Annotated in this window: 22 protein-coding genes; 11 read left to right on the top strand and 11 right to left on the bottom strand. The window is 65.5% G+C overall.

Annotated elements, in window-relative coordinates; all coding sequences use genetic code 11:
- Window positions 1-8: 8 nt before the first annotated feature.
- Window positions 9-476, bottom strand: coding sequence for an SRPBCC family protein (locus AWC06_RS17875; RefSeq protein ID WP_085199330.1), 468 nt, complete (start codon window positions 474-476; stop codon window positions 9-11).
- A 74-nt stretch (window positions 477-550) separates the two neighbouring features.
- Between AWC06_RS17875 and AWC06_RS17880 the strand changes: the two genes are divergently transcribed.
- From AWC06_RS17880 to AWC06_RS17890, 3 genes are all read left to right on the top strand, one after another.
- Complete coding sequence (locus tag AWC06_RS17880; protein ID WP_085199450.1) at window positions 551-1,156, top strand: GNAT family N-acetyltransferase; 606 nt, start codon at window positions 551-553, stop codon at window positions 1,154-1,156.
- Between the two features lie 47 nt (window positions 1,157-1,203).
- Window positions 1,204-1,956: an SDR family NAD(P)-dependent oxidoreductase gene (locus tag AWC06_RS17885; RefSeq protein WP_085199331.1), complete on the top strand. Its 753-nt coding sequence runs from the start codon at window positions 1,204-1,206 to the stop codon at window positions 1,954-1,956.
- Between the two features lie 136 nt (window positions 1,957-2,092).
- Window positions 2,093-2,416, top strand: coding sequence for a hypothetical protein (locus AWC06_RS17890; RefSeq protein WP_211281988.1), 324 nt, complete (start codon window positions 2,093-2,095; stop codon window positions 2,414-2,416).
- 4 nt (window positions 2,417-2,420) lie between these two features.
- Here AWC06_RS17890 and AWC06_RS17895 read toward each other — a convergent pair whose 3' ends face one another.
- From AWC06_RS17895 to AWC06_RS17905, 3 genes are read right to left on the bottom strand one after another with little or no spacing between them, the layout of a single operon-like run.
- Window positions 2,421-3,488 carry a glycoside hydrolase family 183 protein gene (locus tag AWC06_RS17895; protein WP_085199333.1) on the bottom strand — a complete coding sequence of 356 codons (1,068 nt, stop codon included), beginning with the start codon at window positions 3,486-3,488 and terminating at the stop codon, window positions 2,421-2,423.
- Window positions 3,476-4,156 (bottom strand): DUF427 domain-containing protein, encoded by a 681-nt coding sequence (locus tag AWC06_RS17900; protein WP_085199334.1) that lies wholly within the window; start codon window positions 4,154-4,156, stop codon window positions 3,476-3,478. Before AWC06_RS17900 ends, AWC06_RS17895 begins: the two co-directional genes overlap by 13 nt.
- Window positions 4,157-4,178: 22 nt before the next feature.
- Window positions 4,179-4,853, bottom strand: a complete 675-nt coding sequence (locus AWC06_RS17905) for a TetR family transcriptional regulator (RefSeq protein WP_085199335.1) — start codon at window positions 4,851-4,853, stop codon at window positions 4,179-4,181.
- A 69-nt stretch (window positions 4,854-4,922) separates the two neighbouring features.
- On the opposite strand from AWC06_RS17905, the gene AWC06_RS17910 reads away from it, so the two are divergent.
- The 3 genes from AWC06_RS17910 to AWC06_RS17920 all read left to right on the top strand — a co-directional run bounded on the left by AWC06_RS17910 (window position 4,923) and on the right by AWC06_RS17920 (window position 8,088).
- The gene (locus AWC06_RS17910; protein WP_085199336.1) at window positions 4,923-5,990 is read left to right on the top strand and encodes a ferredoxin reductase; all 1,068 of its coding nucleotides are present in this window, start codon (window positions 4,923-4,925) and stop codon (window positions 5,988-5,990) included.
- Window positions 5,991-6,002: 12 nt separating this feature from the next.
- Window positions 6,003-7,103: a fatty acid desaturase family protein gene (locus AWC06_RS17915; protein WP_085199337.1), complete on the top strand. Its 1,101-nt coding sequence runs from the start codon at window positions 6,003-6,005 to the stop codon at window positions 7,101-7,103.
- Between the two features lie 100 nt (window positions 7,104-7,203).
- On the top strand, window positions 7,204-8,088 hold the full coding sequence (locus AWC06_RS17920) for an alpha/beta fold hydrolase (protein ID WP_085199338.1): 885 nt from the start codon (window positions 7,204-7,206) through the stop codon (window positions 8,086-8,088).
- A gap of 13 nt (window positions 8,089-8,101) precedes the next feature.
- Here AWC06_RS17920 and AWC06_RS17925 read toward each other — a convergent pair whose 3' ends face one another.
- Window positions 8,102-8,314 carry a TOBE domain-containing protein gene (locus AWC06_RS17925; protein ID WP_085199339.1) on the bottom strand — a complete coding sequence of 71 codons (213 nt, stop codon included), beginning with the start codon at window positions 8,312-8,314 and terminating at the stop codon, window positions 8,102-8,104.
- A 68-nt stretch (window positions 8,315-8,382) separates the two neighbouring features.
- Entirely contained in the window at window positions 8,383-8,997 is a 615-nt protein-coding gene (locus AWC06_RS17930) for a TetR/AcrR family transcriptional regulator (RefSeq protein ID WP_139820107.1), read from the bottom strand.
- 126 nt (window positions 8,998-9,123) lie between these two features.
- On the opposite strand from AWC06_RS17930, the gene AWC06_RS17935 reads away from it, so the two are divergent.
- Window positions 9,124-10,443: a cytochrome P450 gene (locus AWC06_RS17935; RefSeq protein ID WP_372458036.1), complete on the top strand. Its 1,320-nt coding sequence runs from the start codon at window positions 9,124-9,126 to the stop codon at window positions 10,441-10,443.
- Between the two features lie 11 nt (window positions 10,444-10,454).
- Window positions 10,455-10,919: a PaaI family thioesterase gene (locus AWC06_RS17940; RefSeq protein ID WP_227371010.1), complete on the top strand. Its 465-nt coding sequence runs from the start codon at window positions 10,455-10,457 to the stop codon at window positions 10,917-10,919.
- Here AWC06_RS17940 and AWC06_RS17945 read toward each other — a convergent pair.
- The 4 genes from AWC06_RS17945 to AWC06_RS17960 form a co-directional block, all read right to left on the bottom strand.
- Window positions 10,916-11,746, bottom strand: a complete 831-nt coding sequence (locus AWC06_RS17945) for a class I SAM-dependent methyltransferase (protein WP_085199453.1) — start codon at window positions 11,744-11,746, stop codon at window positions 10,916-10,918. The genes AWC06_RS17940 and AWC06_RS17945 overlap by 4 nt on opposite strands.
- Window positions 11,747-11,842: 96 nt before the next feature.
- Window positions 11,843-12,256, bottom strand: coding sequence for a DUF6632 domain-containing protein (locus AWC06_RS17950; RefSeq protein WP_085199341.1), 414 nt, complete (start codon window positions 12,254-12,256; stop codon window positions 11,843-11,845).
- The gene (locus AWC06_RS17955; RefSeq protein ID WP_085199342.1) at window positions 12,253-13,155 is read right to left on the bottom strand and encodes an alpha/beta fold hydrolase; all 903 of its coding nucleotides are present in this window, start codon (window positions 13,153-13,155) and stop codon (window positions 12,253-12,255) included. Before AWC06_RS17955 ends, AWC06_RS17950 begins: the two co-directional genes overlap by 4 nt.
- 9 nt (window positions 13,156-13,164) lie before the next feature.
- The gene (locus AWC06_RS17960; protein ID WP_085199343.1) at window positions 13,165-14,721 is read right to left on the bottom strand and encodes an MFS transporter; all 1,557 of its coding nucleotides are present in this window, start codon (window positions 14,719-14,721) and stop codon (window positions 13,165-13,167) included.
- A 79-nt stretch (window positions 14,722-14,800) separates the two neighbouring features.
- Here AWC06_RS17960 and AWC06_RS17965 point away from each other — a divergent pair, with 79 nt between their 5' ends.
- Complete coding sequence (locus AWC06_RS17965) at window positions 14,801-15,472, top strand: winged helix-turn-helix transcriptional regulator (protein WP_085199344.1); 672 nt, start codon at window positions 14,801-14,803, stop codon at window positions 15,470-15,472.
- Between the two features lie 3 nt (window positions 15,473-15,475).
- Here the strand turns inward: AWC06_RS17965 and msrA are convergent, their stop codons facing one another.
- Entirely contained in the window at window positions 15,476-15,991 is a 516-nt protein-coding gene (msrA, locus tag AWC06_RS17970; RefSeq protein ID WP_085199345.1) for a peptide-methionine (S)-S-oxide reductase MsrA, read from the bottom strand.
- A 63-nt stretch (window positions 15,992-16,054) separates the two neighbouring features.
- Here msrA and AWC06_RS17975 point away from each other — a divergent pair, with 63 nt between their 5' ends.
- Both AWC06_RS17975 and AWC06_RS17980 read left to right on the top strand, forming a co-directional pair.
- The gene (locus AWC06_RS17975; RefSeq protein ID WP_139820108.1) at window positions 16,055-16,561 is read left to right on the top strand and encodes a nuclear transport factor 2 family protein; all 507 of its coding nucleotides are present in this window, start codon (window positions 16,055-16,057) and stop codon (window positions 16,559-16,561) included.
- Window positions 16,558-17,580, top strand: a complete 1,023-nt coding sequence (locus AWC06_RS17980) for an NAD-dependent epimerase/dehydratase family protein (RefSeq protein WP_085199347.1) — start codon at window positions 16,558-16,560, stop codon at window positions 17,578-17,580. Before AWC06_RS17975 ends, AWC06_RS17980 begins: the two co-directional genes overlap by 4 nt.
- Window positions 17,581-17,590: the final 10 nt, after the last annotated feature.

Genomic DNA, 17,590 nt, shown 5'->3' on the forward strand with positions numbered 1-17,590 from the left:
CGCGGCTCTCAGGCGTAGCGATCCCGCAACTTGGCCAGCGTCGCCTCGATGCCCGCGGCGTTGCGTTTGGTGAAACCGAACCGCTGGTAGAAGTGCAGCCGGTCCTTCAGCGGTCCGGTGTCACGGTAGTCGAACGTCTCGGTGACCCGGGTGACCGTCGGTGAGACGGCGGCGAACTCCCAGCGCCAGTGATGCCCGGCCGGGTGGCACCATTCGACAAGTGCGTCCGGCTTGACCGCGGTCACGGTACTTGTCAAACGGTACGGCAGACCGAAGACACGCATCTTGGTCGAGAATCTGGCGCCGGGACTGAGGTGATCGGGTCCCGCGATGAAGGCGGCGACGGTTCCCGACCCGTCCAACTCGTGGTGGCGGCGCGGATCGGTAACCAGCGCGAACAATTCCGCGGCGGAAGCGTGGACCTCGACAGTGCGGCTGACCTGATTGGGGCCGGTATCGACAGGCGTGACGGTCATGATGTGCTCGCCTCAGACGCTACATCCAACCGGTGGCCGTGGCGAGTGGCAGGCGCGCGACTTAGATTGACATGGTGACCATCGCCGCACGCCCGGCAGGAAAAGCCGACATCGCCACGCTGTCACATGTGCTGGGCCGCGCGTTTTATGACGATCCGGTGACCACGTGGATGTTGCCCGACGAGAAGACCCGGCCGGCGCGGTTGCCACGGTTGTTCGCGGCGCTGACCCGTCACCATCACCTCGCCGGCGGTGGCGTCGAAGTGGCTTGCGACGGGCCGGGTATCGGCGCCGCGGCGCTATGGGATCCGCCGAACCGATGGAAACAATCCGCGCGTGAGCAACTGGCCATGCTGCCGTCGATCATCCGCACCTTCGGCTATCGGTCGCCCGCTGCGCGTGACGTCGTCGAATTGATGAAGCGCCACCATCCCGACGAACCGCATTGGTATCTGGCCGTCATCGGCAGCGACACCACCGTCCGCGGTCGAGGCTTTGGGCAGGCGCTGATGCGTTCCCGGCTGGATCGATGCGACGCCGAGCACTGTCCGGCCTATCTCGAATCGAGCAAACCCGAAAACGTGCCGTATTACGAACGCTTCGGCTTCACCGTCACCGGTGAGATCGCGCTCCCCGATGGCGGGCCCAAGCTGTGGCCGATGTGGCGGCATCCCAGGTAGCCGGCAAAACCCGCAGCTAGCAGCGCTAATCGCGATACCGTTGGCCGGTGCGATTCCACCGGAAGACCGCGGTCATCACCGGAGGTGCGGTCGGCTTAGGGCGTGCCTTCGCGCGGGGACTGACCGGTGAGGGCGCCAAGGTCGCGATCCTCGACATCGACGCCGAGATGGCGGATCGCACTGCCGCCGAGCTGACCGCGCAAGGCGCCCAGGCGATTGCGGTGGCTTGTGATGTCGCTGACGAGCAGCAGGTCGACACCGCCGTCGGGATCGCGATCGAGAACTTCGGTGGCATCGACATCCTGATCAACAATGCCGGCCGTCACCTGACGAAGTACAACCAGCCCTTCGGGATGCTCTCTCGCGCCGACATCCGGGGCCTGTTCGACGTGAACGTCATCGGTGTCATCAATTGCACTCTGGCATGCCGCGATTCGATGCGCGAGCGCGGTGGCGGCGTGGTGCTGAACATCTCCTCGATGGCCGGCTTCATGAACATCAGCCCGTACGGGGTATCCAAACTCGCGGTACGCGGTTTGACCGTCGCGTTCGCGTCCGAACTGTCGGCCGACCGGATTCGGGTCAACGGCATCGCCCCCGGCTTGATGAACACCGAGAACGCGCTTGCCGACTTGCCGAGTGCGCTCGTCGACGACATTGTCCGCGAGCGGCAGCTGGTACACCGGCTCGGCACCATGGACGACGTGGTGTCGGCGATGCTGTACCTCTGCTCGGACGAGGCGTCGTTCATCACCGGGGAAACCCTCAAGGTCAGCGGCGGCTACCCGCTGAATTTCTAGCCTCGGTTGGCTCGACTGTGCGTACAGGGCGGCGACACGCCGGCAGCCTCCGCCTACGGCGCACACTCGAAACCCCTGAACGCACACTCGATGCGCAGCCGTCAGCGTTTAGCGACCAAACTCGACGGGCAACCGATTGTCCATGGCTGATGTCCCCGAAGAAGGCGGCCCTGGCGACACCCTGAACCCGGCTGAGTCCACCGACTCCGACGAACTGCGCAACGACGACGGCGACATCGTCGTCGATCCGCCGGATGGCTGGAGCGAAGCCGACAGGTTCGGGGTGACCGGAAGCGAAGAGGAAGAGGGCGAATCGCTCGACGACAGGCTGGCCGCCGAGGAACCCGATGTGCTCGGCGACGCGGTCCCTGAGGAGGAACGCCCAAGCCGCGTGCACCGCGGTCAAGTGGACGGAACTCCAGAGGACGGCGACTCGCTGTACGACGTCGTCGACGAGTAAAGGCTCAGAGGTTCACGGTGTCAGGTTTGGCGCGACCCGAACGCGTCGTGTCACGCAGCGTCGCCCGGAACTGCATCACCCGGTAAGGCCAGCCCCGCGCGGTGTTCCACTGCGAGACCACCAGGCCGACGCCACCGGCGCGGTCCAGCCGTGAGCCCGGAAGGACGTAGCCGCCGTAGAGCTGGGCGACCCGGTTGTTGGCGTGATCTTCGGCCTCCCACGCCGACCCGACGACCGGCAACTGCAGCGGCGCATCGTGTATATCGGTGGGGGACTTGACGATCCGGTATCCCAATGCATATTTCGACGACAGGAACCCGCCCAGGATCCACTTCCCCTCCGCCAGCCGCCGCAATGACAGCTCACCCCAGGATTCGCCGGCCGGAGTGATCGGGCTGGGTTCGTTATCCCACGACCAGCGACCGTCGACATAGCCCCACCCGGAGTACTCACGCACATCGCCGATGTGCTCCGGGCGGACGCGCTTGAGGATGATCCCCTTGTCGCGCTGAAAACCGGTGGAGACGACATAAACCCAGCCGTCGACCGGGTCGTAATCCCATGACCAGCATTGGGCGTGACCGTCATGCAGTCCGGCCGAGAATTTCGCCTTCTCGCCCAGATACCGCCACGAGACACCGTTGTCGTCCGATCGCCAGATCTCGGTCCAGACGACGTTGCCGAAACCCCGGTTGACGATCGCGTGCAGATAGATCGCGTCGCCTACCCGTAGCAAGTCCGACGGGATCACCGTGCTGATGCCGCGGCGCACCCGCCCCGGCGCGACATTGCGATGCGTATAGCGCCACAGCTGGCCGGCGTAGTCGGGATCGGGACCGCCTGCACGCTGATAGACGATCGGGTGGCTGGCGTCACCGTCGCCGATCAGGATCACCGGTGAGCGCCAGTCGCCGCGGCCAACCTCGTTGCCGGAGAAGGTATCTCCGAACACCGACACGAGTGTGCCGTTGGGTGCGGTTATCGACGCTCCAAGGTCGGCGCAGGTCACCCCCCACCGGTCGGTGATCCCGGGCCCGGTGATGTCGGCCAGCTTGCCGGTCAGTCCGACCACGGCGTGACCGGACGTGGCTCGCGCTGGCCGTCGACGATCACGTCTACCCGCTCGTTGAAAAACGCGACACGGTCGGTGACCGGGTCGGCCTCGCGCAGCGGGTCTTGATAGGTCCAGGCCACATCTGCTGGGCCATCGGGTACCGAGAAGTACGACGCCCGGCCCTTGTAGGCGCAGTAGCTGACCGTGTCGCTGGGTTCGAGGTCGACGACGACATCAGCGCGCGGCAGGTAGTAGCGAACCGGCAGCAGCGTCTCGAACAACAGCACCGGGCGGGACGACTCGGCCAACAGCCGGCCGTTCCACTCCAGCCGGACGTGCCGGGTGCTGGCCAGTATGTCGATGCGTTTGAACGGGTCATGTGGATGCGCGACGATCGGCTCGTCTTCTTCGCGCCACTCGAACGCGTTGAAGTCGAGGATCAGGTAGCCGGCCAGATCAGGGTCGTTGCTTCGCCATGCCGCGCCCTCGTCGTCCGCCTGCCCGACGAGATCGGATTCCGGCACCGCGTACGTCGGGACCACCCGGCCCGGCTCCCACACCAGCCAAGCGCTGCGCGTGTCGGCGACGAGGTGGCCGGCCCGGTAGACCCGAAGGTGCTTGTCGGTGGGTTCGTAGCGCAGCGACGGCAGCGCGCTGCCGAGCAGATCCCGCATTTTGATGGCCATTGCACCATCATCGCCCCGGCGATCACAGGCTGCTGCGCCAGCCGTTGACACCGATCACGATCATCCGCAACTGCTTGACCGCGGTGCGCCGGATCTCTTCGAGCGCTTCGGCGCTTTGGGCGTCTTCGATCGCCTCGGCGATGACGATCATCGAGTTGACGAACAGGGTCGCCAGCACGTTGAGGTCGTCGGTGCTCCAGGCGTTCAGGCCCGGGAACCGGGCCAGGTCGGTCGCCAGCTCCGAGGTAAGCAGGCGAAACTCGGTGCGAATCGCATAGCGCAACACAGTGACGCCGCTGGAGCGCTCCCGGCCGATGAAGCGCCAGTGCTCCCGTCGTTCGGTGATGCTGGCGAGCACGATCTCCACCGACGACTCGATCACCCGATTCGGGTCGAGCTTGCCGCTGCGGGCGCCGCGCAGCATGTCGCGCAAGGTTCGAAACGACTCGTCGATCAGGACCAGCCCGAGGGCCTCCATCGACTCGAAGTGACGGTAGAACGCCGCCGGCACAATCCCGGCCTCCCGGGTGACCTCACGCAAGCTCAGGCCGCTGAAACTGCGGTCGTCGAGCAGCTTGAGTGCGGCAGCGACGATGGCCCGTCGGGTCGCCTCCTTGCGCTCCTCGCGAGACGGGCTCTCGCGGGTACGGCCGTGGCCCGACCGGCGCGATCGTGAGCTAGGCGTACGACTGTTCACTGTGTGAACCCTACCACAGACCTGCGGAAATCCTTGACGAACAGCGTCTGCGTCACGCACGGTGTACATATGTTCACTGGAATGGCCACTCAGACTTTGAAGAAGCGGGTGCTGGGTTCCGACCTGGTCGACCTGCTCACCGGCCCGCATGGCGTCGACCGGTACACCGAGCTGCTGGCGCCCACCTGGACGCTCGGGGAGCCCCGCGCGAAGGTGATCGACGTGCGCCGGACCACCCCGCGCAGCGTCACCCTCGTGCTGGCGCCCAACGACGCATTCGGCGACACCGTGCGGGCCGGCCAGTACGTCAACCTCACCGTCGAGATCGACGGCCGCCGGCATACCCGCTGCTATTCACCGGCCAATGCCGAGGGCGCCGCGTACCTCGAGCTGACGATCGGGCATCACGACGGGGGGCTGATCTCGACCTTCCTGTATGAACGTGCGCGACGCGGGATGGTGGTCGGCCTGGCCGGCGTGGGCGGCGACTTCACGCTGCCGACCCCGCGGCCCCGGCGGATTCTGTTCGTCTCCGGTGGCAGCGGCATCACGCCCGTGATGGCGATGCTGCGCACGCTGGTCGCCGAAGGCCACCCCGGCGAAATCGCGTTCGTGCACTACGCACGCAACCCGGCCGAGGCCTGCTACCGCGACCAGCTCGCCCAGCTGCCGGGTGTGCGGGTGCTGCACGGCTACACCCGAGCCGGTGGCGGCGACCTCGCAGGCCGCTTCGGGGCGGAACACCTGGCCGCGGCCATGCCGTCACCGGATGCCGTATTCGTCTGTGGTCCACCGGCATTGGTCGACGCCGTCCGTGAGCACTGTTCCAATGTCTACACCGAAAGCTTCGTGGCGCCGACGCTCGATCTGCCCGCGGAATCGTCCGGCGGCCGAATAACCTTCGCGGACAGCGGTATCGACGTCGTCGACGATGGCCGCCCGCTGCTCGAGCAGGCCGAATCCGCGGGCCTCAGGCCGGAAAGCGGATGCCGGATGGGCATCTGTCATACCTGCACGCGCCGCAAAACCTGCGGTGTCGTGCGCAACCTGACCACTGGCGCGGTGTCGACCGGGCCCGACGAGGACGTACAGATCTGCGTATCCGTGCCCGTCGGCGACGTCGACATCGCCCTCTAGGGAGGAGCTAGCATGTCGCAGCCGCAAATCACAACGACTCCAGAGCAGGCCGAGGCGTTCGGCCGTGAACTCGACGCCATCAAGGAACGCGTGATGGCAGACCTCGGCGAAGAGGATGCCCAGTACATCCGCCGCGTCATCAAGGCGCAGCGCACGCTCGAAGTCGGCGGGCGCGCACTGCTGTTCGCCGGAATCTTGCCGCCGGCCTGGCTGGCCGGTACCGCGATGTTGGCGGTATCGAAGATCCTCGACAACATGGAGATCGGCCACAACGTCATGCACGGCCAATACGACTGGATGCGAGACCCGGCGATCTCAGGGCGCACCTTCGAATGGGACACCGCCTGCCCCGCCGACCAATGGCGGCACTCGCACAACTACATGCATCACACCCACACCAACATCGTGGGGATGGACCGCGACATCGGTTACGGGATCCTGCGGATGAGCGAGGACCAGCCCTGGGGGCGGTACTTCCTGGGCAACCCGATCTATGCATTCCTGCTGATGGTGCTGTTCCAATACGGCGTCGCGCTGCACGAACTGGAAACCGAACGCATCCGGGCCGGCGAGATCCGGCTGGCCGACAAACGCGAGATCCTGCAAGGCATTTGGCGCAAAACCCGTCGGCAAATGCTGAAGGACTACGTCGCATTCCCGTTGCTGGCAGGGCCATTCGCCCCGCTGGTGTTCGCCGGCAACATGTCGGCGAACCTCGTCCGCAACATCTGGTCCTACATGATCATCTTCTGCGGCCACTTCCCCGACGGCACACAGGAATTCACCGTCGAGGAGACCCAGAACGAGTCACGCGGCATGTGGTACTTCCGCCAGATTCTGGGGTCGGCCAACCTGACCGGTGGCAAGCTCTTCCACTTGCTGTCCGGCAACCTGTCGCACCAGATCGAGCATCACCTGTTTCCGGACATGCCCGCCCGCCGTTACGCGGAAATCGCACCCGCGGTGCGCGAGATCTGCCGGCGCTACGGCATCCCGTACAACTCGGGCCCGCTGCCCCGACAATTCGCGACCGTGGTGCGCAAGATCGTCAAACTGGCCTTACCGCCGAAGAAGTCGAGCGATGCCGAGGAGCCGGAGCTGGTCGCCGCGTGAGGGCGTCGTTGCACTGAAATTGCGCTCAGGGTCGTAATTTTCGCGAAATCACGACCCTACACGCAATCTCGACGAGCGTGACGGCCTAGGCTATCGGCTCATGGTTGATATGCCCGCCTTGGATGGCGTCGAGCACAAGTTCATCGACCTGGGCGAAGGTGTCACGATCCACGTCGCCGATGCCGGACCCGCAGACGGGCCGGCGGTGATGCTGGTGCACGGCTTCCCGCAGAACTGGTGGGAATGGCATGCGTTGATCGGACCGCTGGCCGCCGACGGCTACCGGGTGCTCTGTCCCGACCTGCGCGGGGCGGGCTGGAGCTCGGCGCCCCGCTCGCGCTATCTCAAGAACGACATGGCCGACGACCTGGCCGCCGTCCTGGACCGGCTCGACGTCGGACCGGTGAAGCTGGTCGCCCACGACTGGGGCGGGCCGGTCGCGTTCATCATGATGCTGCGCCACCCCGAGAAGGTCAGCGGATTCTTCGGAGTCAACACCGTGGCGCCCTGGGTCAACCGCGACCTGAACATGGTCCGGCACATGTGGCGGTTCTGGTATCAAATCCCGATCATGCTTCCGGTGCTCGGTCCCCGCATGATCTCCGATCCCAATGCCCGTTTTCCCCGGATGCTCATGTCGTGGGTCGGCGCCGGATTCACGCCGTCGGACGACGACGTCCACATGTATGGCGCGTGCATGCGTCAACCCGGGCATGCGGTCGCCGGGTCGCGCTGGTACCGCACATTCCAGACCATCGAGATGCTGCGTTGGCTGCGCGGCGAATTCGATGACGCTCGCGTCGACGTGCCGGTGCGCTGGCTGCATGGCATGGGTGACCCGGTGATCACGCCGAGCCTGCTGCGCGGATACGGCAATCGGGCAAGCGATTTCGAGATCGAGTACGTCGACGGGGTCGGCCACTGGATCGTCGAAGAGCGCCCCGATCTGGTGCTGGACCGGCTGCGCGCCTTCCTCAAGCTCTGAGCAGCATCGGCGTTCAGTCGACGCCGATGGTCACCTCTGTCGCCTTGATGAACACTGTCGCCGGCTGACCGACCTTGAGATCGAGATTTTGCGCCGCCTCCTTGGTGATCGAGGACGTCACCACCTGGTCGCTGCCGTCGAGGCGGACCTTGACGGTGGCCATGACACTGCCCAGGTCGACCTCGTCGATAGTCCCTCTGAGCTGATTTCTCGTCGATAACCGCATGGCATTCCTCCAAGATCGTCCGACGTCTTCGACGAGCGTATGCGTGCGGGACTGCCGGCGCTGACCTTTCAGTGCCGATGCCCGAGCAGTGCCACCGAGGCGTCCACGGCGGGTTCGACGATCTCCCGCACGTCCCGCCCGTCTTCGACGGCGAGCGCGGTCAATTCGCGTAGGCCCGCCACCAGGATCACCGCCAGTGGCCGGGTCAACGGCGGCAGGCCCACCTGCTGGAATCCGGCACTGCCGCTCAGGTCGATCAGCAGACTGGTCAACAGCTGCAGGTCTTGGCGCTGGTGCCGACGTGCGGCGGCGTCCAGAGACGGCAGCTCGCGGATCCAGCTCAACGTGATGGCGGGTCGGGACTCGATGTGGCCGACGAAGGCCTCGACGGCCTGACGAATCTGAAGCTGCCAGTCCGCATCCGGTTCCACCGCCGCGCGGATTTTGGCGGCCAGTTTCTCGACGTCCGCATGCAGCAGCTCGTGGAAGCATTGCTCTTTGCTCGGGAAATGGCCGTAGAACGTGCGCTTAGATGTGCGCGCGTGACGGACGATGTCCGCGACGGTGGTGGCGCGGTATCCCCGCTCGCCGATCGAGGTGGCGAGGCCGTCGAGCAGCCGGCGGCGGAACGGGTCGATATCGACCGCGTCGACCGAAGACGCATCGCCAGCGACGGTTGTCACCAAGCGCCTCCTTCCGACGGGATAGAACCCTTGCCAGCGCTTGGTACCAAAGAGTACCGTACCGGGATAGGCAATGGTACTGCGCGGTACCACATCGATGTTGGGAGTGCATTTTCCGTGAGCGCCATCGACACCCAAGCCGACACTGCGCCACTCGCCGTCAACCTGCCCCCGGTGGTGCGAATTCCGAAGCCGCTTCTGGGTCTCACCTTCTTCGTTTCGCGACGTTGGACCACCCAGCGGCTGGCGCGCCGGTATGGCAGCGCCTTCGCCGTCACCCTTCCGGTGTGGGGACGGACTGTGGTGGTCGCCGACCCGCAGCTGGCCAAGCAGGTTTTCACCACCAGCCCAGAGGATCTCGGCAACATCAAGCCGAACCTGAGCCGGCTGTTCGGGTCCGGCTCGGTGTTTGCGCTCGACGGCGACGACCACCGGCGTCGGCGGCGATTGCTGGCCCCGCCGTTTCACGGCAAGAGCATCAAGAACTACGAGCACATCATCGAAGAGGAGACGCTGAGGGAGATCGCCGGCTGGCAGGAGGGCGTGCCGTTCGCGACGATGCCGTCGATGATGCGGATCACGCTCAATGCCATCCTGCGGGCCATCTTCGGTGCCGAAGGTGGCGAGCTCGATCAGCTGCGCCGGCTCATTCCGCCGTGGGTCACGCTGGGCTCCCGATTGGCCGCGCTGCCCAAACCGTCCCGCACCTACGGCCGCTACACCCCGTGGGGGCGGATGCAAGTGTGGCGGCGTCGCTACGACAGCATCGTCGACAAGCTGGTCGAGAACGAGCTGGCGGATCCCAACTTCGAGGATCGGGCCGACGTGCTGGCGCTGATGCTGCGCAGCACCTACGAGGACGGTTCGGCCATGTCCCGCAAGGACATCGGTGACGAGCTGCTGACCCTGCTGGCCGCCGGGCATGAGACCACCGCGGCCACTTTGGGCTGGGCGTTCGAACGGATCAGCCGGCATCCTGATGTGCTCGATGCGCTGGTCGCCGAGGCCGACACGGATGACAACGAGCTGCGCCAGGCCGCGATTCTGGAAGTGCAGCGGGCCAGGACGGTCATCGACTTCGCCGGTCGTCACGTCGAAGTACCGGTTTTCAAACTGGGTGAATGGGCCATTCCACGCGGATATTCGATCATCGTCAGCATCGCGCAAATGCACGCCGACGCTCAGGCGTTTCCCGACCCCGACCGCTTCGACCCGCAGCGCTTCATCGGCGCCAAACCGTCGACGTTCTCGTGGATTCCATTCGGAGGTGGCGCCCGGCGATGTGTGGGGGCCGTGTTCGCCAATATGGAGATGGACGTGGTGTTGCGAACAGTGTTGCGCCACTTCACCATCGAGACCACCACGGCTGCTGACGAGAAATGGCACTCCCGCGGTGTCGCCTTCACTCCGAAGGACGGCGGCAAGATCGTGGTGCATCGCCGCTAAGATCGGCGGTCATGACTGCCCCAAGCGGAGACCAACTCGTCGAGATGATGAACGGCGCCATGGCGTCCACCATCCCGATCGCAGGAAAGATGGGTGTCAAAGTCGTCGAGGCGCGGCCCGGTTTCGCCGCGACGACTGTGCCGGCCGAAGGCAACGGGAACCACTTCGGGGTCATCTATGCCGGTGTGCTGTTCACGGTCGCCGAAGTTCTCGGCGGCATCATTCCGCTGATCACGTTCGATAGAGCCAAGTACTTCCCGTTGGTCAAAAAGCTCGACATCGATTTCGTCGCGATGGCCAAATCCGACGTGCGTGCAGAAGCCAGCCTCGAGGAGGACACGATCGCGCGGGTCGAAGCCGAAGCCGCCCAACGGGGTAAGGCCGACTTCACGCTGGAGGCCGTAGTGACCGACAGCGACGGTCAGACGGTCGCCACCACCCGCGGCTTGTACCAGTTACGCGCTATCGGCAGCTAACGACCGCCGCTCACCGGTGTGGTTGCTCGTGCGATGCCCTGAATAGCTCGCAGCCGTCCGTCGGTGAGGGCTCGGGTGAGGTTCTTGGCTTTCTGCTCAAAGTTTGTGACGAAAGCGTGCAGGCCGAGGGGGGTGGGAGGCAGGGTGAGCAGCGTTTGCATCGTCGCGCTCGCCTGATCGGTGAGATCGTTCCAATGCTCGACGGTGAATCCCGAGGATTCGATGAGAGCGCGCAACCGGTCGGCGGTGACCAGGTGGCTGATGCCGGGTTGGTCGGCCCATGGCAGCGGATAGTCGAGTTCCCCGTCCTCGCCCGCGGTGATGTCCCATATGGCCAGCCGGCCGCCGTGGCCGAGTACCCGGCGGGCTTCCTGGTACAGACGAGACTTGTCCGCCACGTTCATCTGCACGTGTTGGCTGAAGACGACCTGGAAGGTGGCGTCGGCGAATGGCAGTTCGGTGACGTCTGCCTGGCGAACCGAAATCTGATTGTCCAACGAGACAAGCCGGTTGAGCCAATCGGCCGTTTCACAGTAGTCCTCGGTCAGATCGACAGCGGTGACCCGGCAGTGGCAGTGGTCGGCGACGTAGCGGGCGGTGCCGCCAATCCCGGTGCCGGCGTCGAGCACTTCGTGCTCTGGGGTGATTCCGAGCAGGTCGACCAGTTGGCTGGTGGCGATGCGACCCATCGTGTGGAAGTCCTCGAGCAGCCAGAGGTCCGCTGGCGGAAGGTGGTCGAGGTCCTTTCCGGCGTCAATGAGCGCCTGCTCGATGTTGCGCCGGGATAGGCCGGTCGAGTACTGCGTCTGGATCTGGGTGTTGTTCATTTCTACTTCTTTCGGGTTGAAAATCCGTGAGCGGTTCGGCGAGAACACGATTCGAGCGCGTGTCGTCGGCCCGCAAAGGTAGCGGCGAGGGGAAGGCTAAGCGGGAGTTACAGGTTGGCGCGATTCGACGGCGCGTGGCATGAGAAACCCAAGTACAACCGCGACGACCAGCAGCGCGGGCACATCGCCCGTAAGGTGGCCGCGCTCAGCGGAATCACCAATCGCTTGGGCCGCCATGATCCCGGCATGGACCACGCTCGAGACCACTGTGAACCAGATCAAGCTGCGGTGAGCCAGCGGATTGCGCGCCGCGATCAGCAGGAATACGCCGAGGGTGGCATAGATACCGATAATCATCGCGAGGTAGTGCGAGGATCCGTGCCCCCAGCTCCAACCCGACGGCCAGATGATGGTCTGCGGGTAGATCCCGAAGATGAAGATCAGGCCGATGACCACGAGCGCGATGCGCAGCGCAGTCAATGAACGCGTGTCGTTCTTTTCCGCCATCATGCACCACTTCCTTGTTGAAGTTTAGCGAGATCGCCCAGTATCCGGGCCATTTCGCTGGGGCGTTCCAAAGCCGAGAAGTGGCCGCAGCCGGGCAGAGTGATCCGTTGCGCCTGCGGCAGGAGGCCCGCGACGTACTCCCGTTCCGACGGGTGCGACCAGTCGTGTTCGCTGTAGATCAGCGTGACCGGCACGGGCACTTCCGCGTAGCGACGTCGTGCGTCGACGAATCCTTTGAGGCTGCGCATGATCGCGCGGACAACCCTTGGGTAGCCCTTCCGCCCGCCGCTGCGGCGAAGCTCGACGACAAACTCGGTCGGCAGCTTGCTCGGGTCCACGAAGCCGCCGCGCATCACTCGCAGCAGCAGCGGTCGGACTTCCATTCTGGCGAAGACCGCCCCGGAACCCGGCAACCGGGTGGATGTCCCGATAAGCCGGGCGAGCCAATTGCCGCGCTCGAGTCCGCCTTTATAGTCGTAGCTGTTGAACGCGACAACGCGGGTTATCCTCTCCTTCAGGTCAATCGACGCGGACAGCGCGATGGCGGCCCCCATCGATTCACCGGCCAGTGTGACGCCGTACAAGTCGAGGCCGGCAACGAACTCGACCACCGCGGCGCGCAGATCGGGCTCCTCGTATTTGGCGTCGGCCACGATGTCGGACCATCCCATGCCGGGCAGGTCCACCGCGTAGATGGTGTACGAGTCCCACAGCAGTGGAATGACTCGCTGGAAGTAGTCGAGTTGTGTGCGCACGGTATGCAGCAGCACCAGCGGGGGGCCGCTGCCGACGGTGAGGTAGCGCAGCCGCGACCCGTCGGATCGGGTGAAGTATGCGACCTCACCGCGTCCGCCGGTCCACGTGTTCGTATAGGCGGTGTCGGGAATCTCGTTGTGTTGCACAATTTTTCCTTACGCGACCGCAGGCGCCGATTCGGCCTGCTCGGTGATCTCAGTTGCGGCTCGGCGCGCCCGTGCGGGCAGCAATCCCGCGACGACGACCGCCGCGGCCAGCGCAATAGCGGCGCACACCAGTGAGCCGACCCGCATGCCGTCCAGGAAGGCGTGGTTGACGGCAGCGCGGACGCCGGCGGCCTGCTCCGCGGGCAAGTGCCCAATGACGTTGTAAGCGGCGGCCATCGAGTGTTCCATCGTGGACCGGATGTGGCCGGGAAGCGCCGCCAGCGCGTCCGCGGAACCGATACGACCGGAGTACACCGACGCGAACACACTGCCGACGATCGCGACGCCGAGAGTGCCGCCCAATTCGCGCGTGGTGTCGTTGACCGCGGAGCCCACTCCGGCCTTGTCGGCGGACAGCGACCCCATGATCGCCTCGGTGGCCGGCGCGAACGTCAGGCCGAGGCCGCCACCCAGCAGCACCATCTGTGCGGCGATCTCGACGTAGGGCGTTGCGGCATCGGCGGTGGACGCCCATGCCAGCCCGGCCGCGAAAACAGCCAGGCCCGCGGCGACGACCGCCGTGGTGCCGATCCACTCCACAATCCGTGGGCCAAGCGCACTGGCGACTGCGATCGACACGGCGACCGGCAGCAACCGCACACCGGTCTCGAATGCGCTGTAGCTCTTGATGAATTGGAAGTACTGCGTGATGACGAAGATGAATCCGAACAGGGTGAGAAAGCCTGCGGTGACTGCGAGGCTGCCGCCGGAGAATCGGCGGTTCGCGAACACCGACACATCGAGCATGGGGTGCGAGCTGCGCCGCTCCCATAATGCAAAAGCGGCGAGGACAACCGTGGCGACTGCGAAGCCGGTCGCGGCCCGCGGGCTGGTCCAGCCCCAGTTGGGCGCCTCGATGACGGTATAGACCAGCGCGGTCACTCCGATGGCCGACAGGATCAGCCCGGGGATGTCGACCTTCGGAGCGGCCGGATCGCGCGAGGTCGGTACGAAAAGGATGCCCCCGACGATGGCCGCCGCTGCGACCGGCACGTTCACCAGGAAGATCGATCCCCAGGAGAAGTGCTCGAGCAGCCAGCCGCCGGTCATCGGTCCGGCCGCGACGCCGACACCAACCATCGCCGCCCACACGCCGATGGCCTTGGCCCGCGTGACGGGGTCGGTGAAGATGTTGGTGATCAGGCCCAACGTGGTCGGAAAGATCACTGCGGCACCGACGCCCATCGCGGCGCGCGCCGCGATCAGGGCGTTGGCCGAATCCACCTGTGCCGCAACGGCAGAGGTGATGGCAAACAGGGCGAGTCCGGCGCTGAGCCAGCCCCGCCTGCCGTACCGGTCGCTGAGGCTGCCGACCGACAGCAGCAGCCCGGACATGACAAGGGTGTAAGCGTCGACGATCCACTGCAGTTGCGCGGTGTCGGCGTTCAGTTGCCGCGACAGCGTGGGCAGGGCGACGTTGACGATGGTGGCGTCCACGCTGATCACGAAAACGCTCAAACAGATGACGGCAAGAGCGACGACGGGGTGGCGGTGAGAAGTAATCATGGACGCGACACTAAACCAAAGAGACAAACAAATCAAGTAGAAAGTTGAAAAACAAGTGCATGCAGGTTATGCTGGTGATATGCCTGCCAGGAACTACAACCAGAACTGCCCCGTCGCGCGCGGGCTGGACGTCCTCGGCGAGCGGTGGACGTTGCTGATCCTGCGCGAGCTTCTCGGCGGTCCGCGCCGTTATGGTGACCTGCGCGCGGCCCTTCCCGGCATCGCCACGAACCTGCTCGCCGATCGATTGCGGGATCTCGAAGACACCGGGCTGGTCGACCGGACGGAGCTGCCGCCGCCCATCGCCCGCACCGTCTACGCGCTCAGCGAGCAGGGCTGGCGCAAGGTACCGCCGGTGATCAGGGAAGTCGCCACGTTCGGACTAGACCTGCTGGAACCCAGCGACAGCGCGCTCACGCCGTTGAACGGCTTCCTCGCCGGAATTCTGCTGGGCATTGACCCCGCCCGCGTCGGCGAACTGTTTGCGACCTACCGGATCGAAATTGACGGTCGCCGTTTCGAATTCGCGGTTGCGGGCGGAAGCTTGGCAGCCCCGCACGGCCCGCCGGCGGTCACGGTGACCGCGAGCGCGGCCGATCTGATCACCGCTCGCCTCGGAGGCACCGCCGCTGAACGCAAAGCTGCGCTGCGCCGGTGGAAGTTCGACGGTGCCGCCGGCGACGTCGAAGCGATGCGTGCGGCATTCCAGCTGTCGGCAGATCCCGGCCTGGCAGTCGCCAACCGGTCCTAGCCGCTAGCGGTCGGCAGCCGCGCGCCGCGGCAGCTTCCAGTTGGGCCGCACGTAATGGCAGGTGTACCCGTTGGGGTAGCGCTCCAGGTAGTCCTGGTGCTCGGGCTCGGCCTCCCAGAAGTCTGCGGCAGGGCTGACCTCGGTCACCACCTTGCCGGGCCACAGGCCGGAGGCCTCAACGTCGGCGATTGTCTCCAACGCGATCCGCTTCTGCTCCTCGTCGAGGTAGAAGATCGCGGAGCGGTAGCTGGTCCCGACGTCGTTGCCTTGCCGGTTCTTCGTGGTCGGATCGTGGATCTGGAAAAAGAACTCCAGCAGCGTGCGGTAATCGGTTTGCGCCGGGTCGTAGACGATCTCGATGGCCTCGGCGTGCCCAGGGTGGTTGCGGTAGGTGGCGTTGGCGTTCTCGCCGCCGGTGTAACCGACCCTGGTCGACACCACTCCGGGCTGCTTGCGGATCAGGTCCTGCATGCCCCAAAAGCAGCCACCGGCCAGGATCGCCTTGCTGTAGTTCGCCATTAGTCAATTATGGCGTTCGGATGTGGGCTTGTGTCACTCAATAGAACGTGTTCTAGTTTTGGGGTGACGAGCCCCGCGTTCAGCCGAAGCGAATTGGCTGCCGCGTTCGAGAGTTTCGAGCAGACGGTGGCCCGCGCCGCCGAGACCAGGGACTGGGACACCTGGGTGCAGCAGTACACGCCGGGCGTCGACTACATCGAGCATGCGGCCGGCACCATGAAGGGCCGCGACGAGGTGCGCGCCTGGATCCGCAAGACGATGACGACGTTTCCCGGCAGCCACATGACCGCGTTTCCGTCGCTGTGGAAGGTTATCGACGAGCCCACAGCGCGGATCATCTGCGAACTGGACAACCCAATGGTCGACCCGGGCGACGGCACCATCATCAGCGCGACGAACATCTCGATCATCACCTACGCGGGCGACGGGCTGTGGTGCCGGCAAGAGGACATCTACAACCCGCTGCGCTTCGCCCGCGCGGCGATGAAGTGGTGCAAGAAGGCCGAGGCGCTGGGCACACTCGACGACGACGCCGCCCGCTGGATGCACCAATACGGAGGATCAACATGAGCGCACCCAAGCTGGTCATCGGTGCCAACGGCTTTTTGGGCTCGCATGTCACCCGCCAACTCGTCGCCGCGGGCGCCGACGTGCGGGCCATGGTGCGCCCGACCGCCAACACACGCAGCATCGACGATCTGGACGTCACCCGCTTCGACGGCGACGTCTTTGACACCGCCACCGTGCGCCGGGCGATGGCCGGTTGCGATGACGTGTACTACTGCGTGGTCGACACCCGGGCGTGGCTGCAAGACCCCGCGCCGCTTTTTCGGACCAACGTCGACGGACTGCGCAACGTCCTCGAGGTCGCCAAGAACGCCGAGCTGCGCCGGTTCGTCTTCACCAGCACCTACGCGACCGTGGGTCGGCGGCATGGCCACGTCGCGACCGAAGACGACCCGATCGACCGCCGTCGGCTCACTCCGTATGTCGAATCGAGGGTTCAGGCCGAGGACATGGTGCTGCGCTACGCGACGGAAGCCGGCCTGCCCGCCGTCGCGCTGTGCGTTTCGACGACCTACGGCAGCGGCGACTGGGGCCGCACCCCGCACGGCGCCTTCATCGCGGGCGCGGTGTTCGGCAAGCTTCCGTTCCTGATGAACGGCATCCAGCTGGAAGTCGTCGGCGTCGACGACGCGGCCAGGGCGCTGCTGCTGGCGGCCGAGCACGGCCGTAACGGGGAGCGCTACCTCATCTCGGAGCGAATGATGCCGCTGAAGGAGGTCGTGAAGATCGCGGCTGACGAAGTCGGTGTGCCGCCGCCGCGGCGATCGATCTCGGTGCCGGTGCTTTACGCACTCGGCGCGCTGGGCAGCCTGCGGGCGCGGCTGACCGGAAAAGACGCGGAACTCAGCCTCGCCTCGGTGCGGATGATGCGTGCCGAAGCCGAGGTCGACCACGGCAAGGCCACCCGCGAACTCGGTTGGAAGCCAAGGCCGGTCGAGGAATCCATCCGGGAGGCCGCGCGGTTCTGGGCCGAACTCAAGAACGCCAAGGGGAAGAGCGCGCCCGCCGGTGAACCGGCGTGACGACCGAACG

Origin of the sequence: Mycobacterium fragae, assembly GCF_002102185.1 — a bacterium.
GTDB lineage: Bacteria > Actinomycetota > Actinomycetes > Mycobacteriales > Mycobacteriaceae > Mycobacterium > Mycobacterium fragae.

Excerpts from the sequence above, each read along its gene's own strand:
- AWC06_RS17980 (WP_085199347.1), top strand. The coding sequence starts at position 16,558 with ATGAGCGCACCCAAGCTGGTCATCGGTGCCAACGGCTTTTTGGGCTCG.
- AWC06_RS17910 (WP_085199336.1), top strand. The coding sequence starts at position 4,923 with ATGTTCACTGGAATGGCCACTCAGACTTTGAAGAAGCGGGTGCTGGGT.
- AWC06_RS17960 (WP_085199343.1), bottom strand. The coding sequence starts at position 14,721 with ATGATTACTTCTCACCGCCACCCCGTCGTCGCTCTTGCCGTCATCTGT.
- AWC06_RS17875 (WP_085199330.1), bottom strand. The coding sequence starts at position 476 with ATGACCGTCACGCCTGTCGATACCGGCCCCAATCAGGTCAGCCGCACT.
- AWC06_RS17920 (WP_085199338.1), top strand. The coding sequence starts at position 7,204 with ATGGTTGATATGCCCGCCTTGGATGGCGTCGAGCACAAGTTCATCGAC.
- AWC06_RS17900 (WP_085199334.1), bottom strand. The coding sequence starts at position 4,156 with ATGGCCATCAAAATGCGGGATCTGCTCGGCAGCGCGCTGCCGTCGCTG.
- AWC06_RS17925 (WP_085199339.1), bottom strand. The coding sequence starts at position 8,314 with ATGCGGTTATCGACGAGAAATCAGCTCAGAGGGACTATCGACGAGGTC.
- msrA (WP_085199345.1), bottom strand. The coding sequence starts at position 15,991 with ATGGCGAACTACAGCAAGGCGATCCTGGCCGGTGGCTGCTTTTGGGGC.
- AWC06_RS17965 (WP_085199344.1), top strand. The coding sequence starts at position 14,801 with ATGCCTGCCAGGAACTACAACCAGAACTGCCCCGTCGCGCGCGGGCTG.
- AWC06_RS17945 (WP_085199453.1), bottom strand. The coding sequence starts at position 11,746 with ATGAACAACACCCAGATCCAGACGCAGTACTCGACCGGCCTATCCCGG.
- AWC06_RS17950 (WP_085199341.1), bottom strand. The coding sequence starts at position 12,256 with ATGATGGCGGAAAAGAACGACACGCGTTCATTGACTGCGCTGCGCATC.
- AWC06_RS17915 (WP_085199337.1), top strand. The coding sequence starts at position 6,003 with ATGTCGCAGCCGCAAATCACAACGACTCCAGAGCAGGCCGAGGCGTTC.
- AWC06_RS17940 (WP_227371010.1), top strand. The coding sequence starts at position 10,455 with ATGACTGCCCCAAGCGGAGACCAACTCGTCGAGATGATGAACGGCGCC.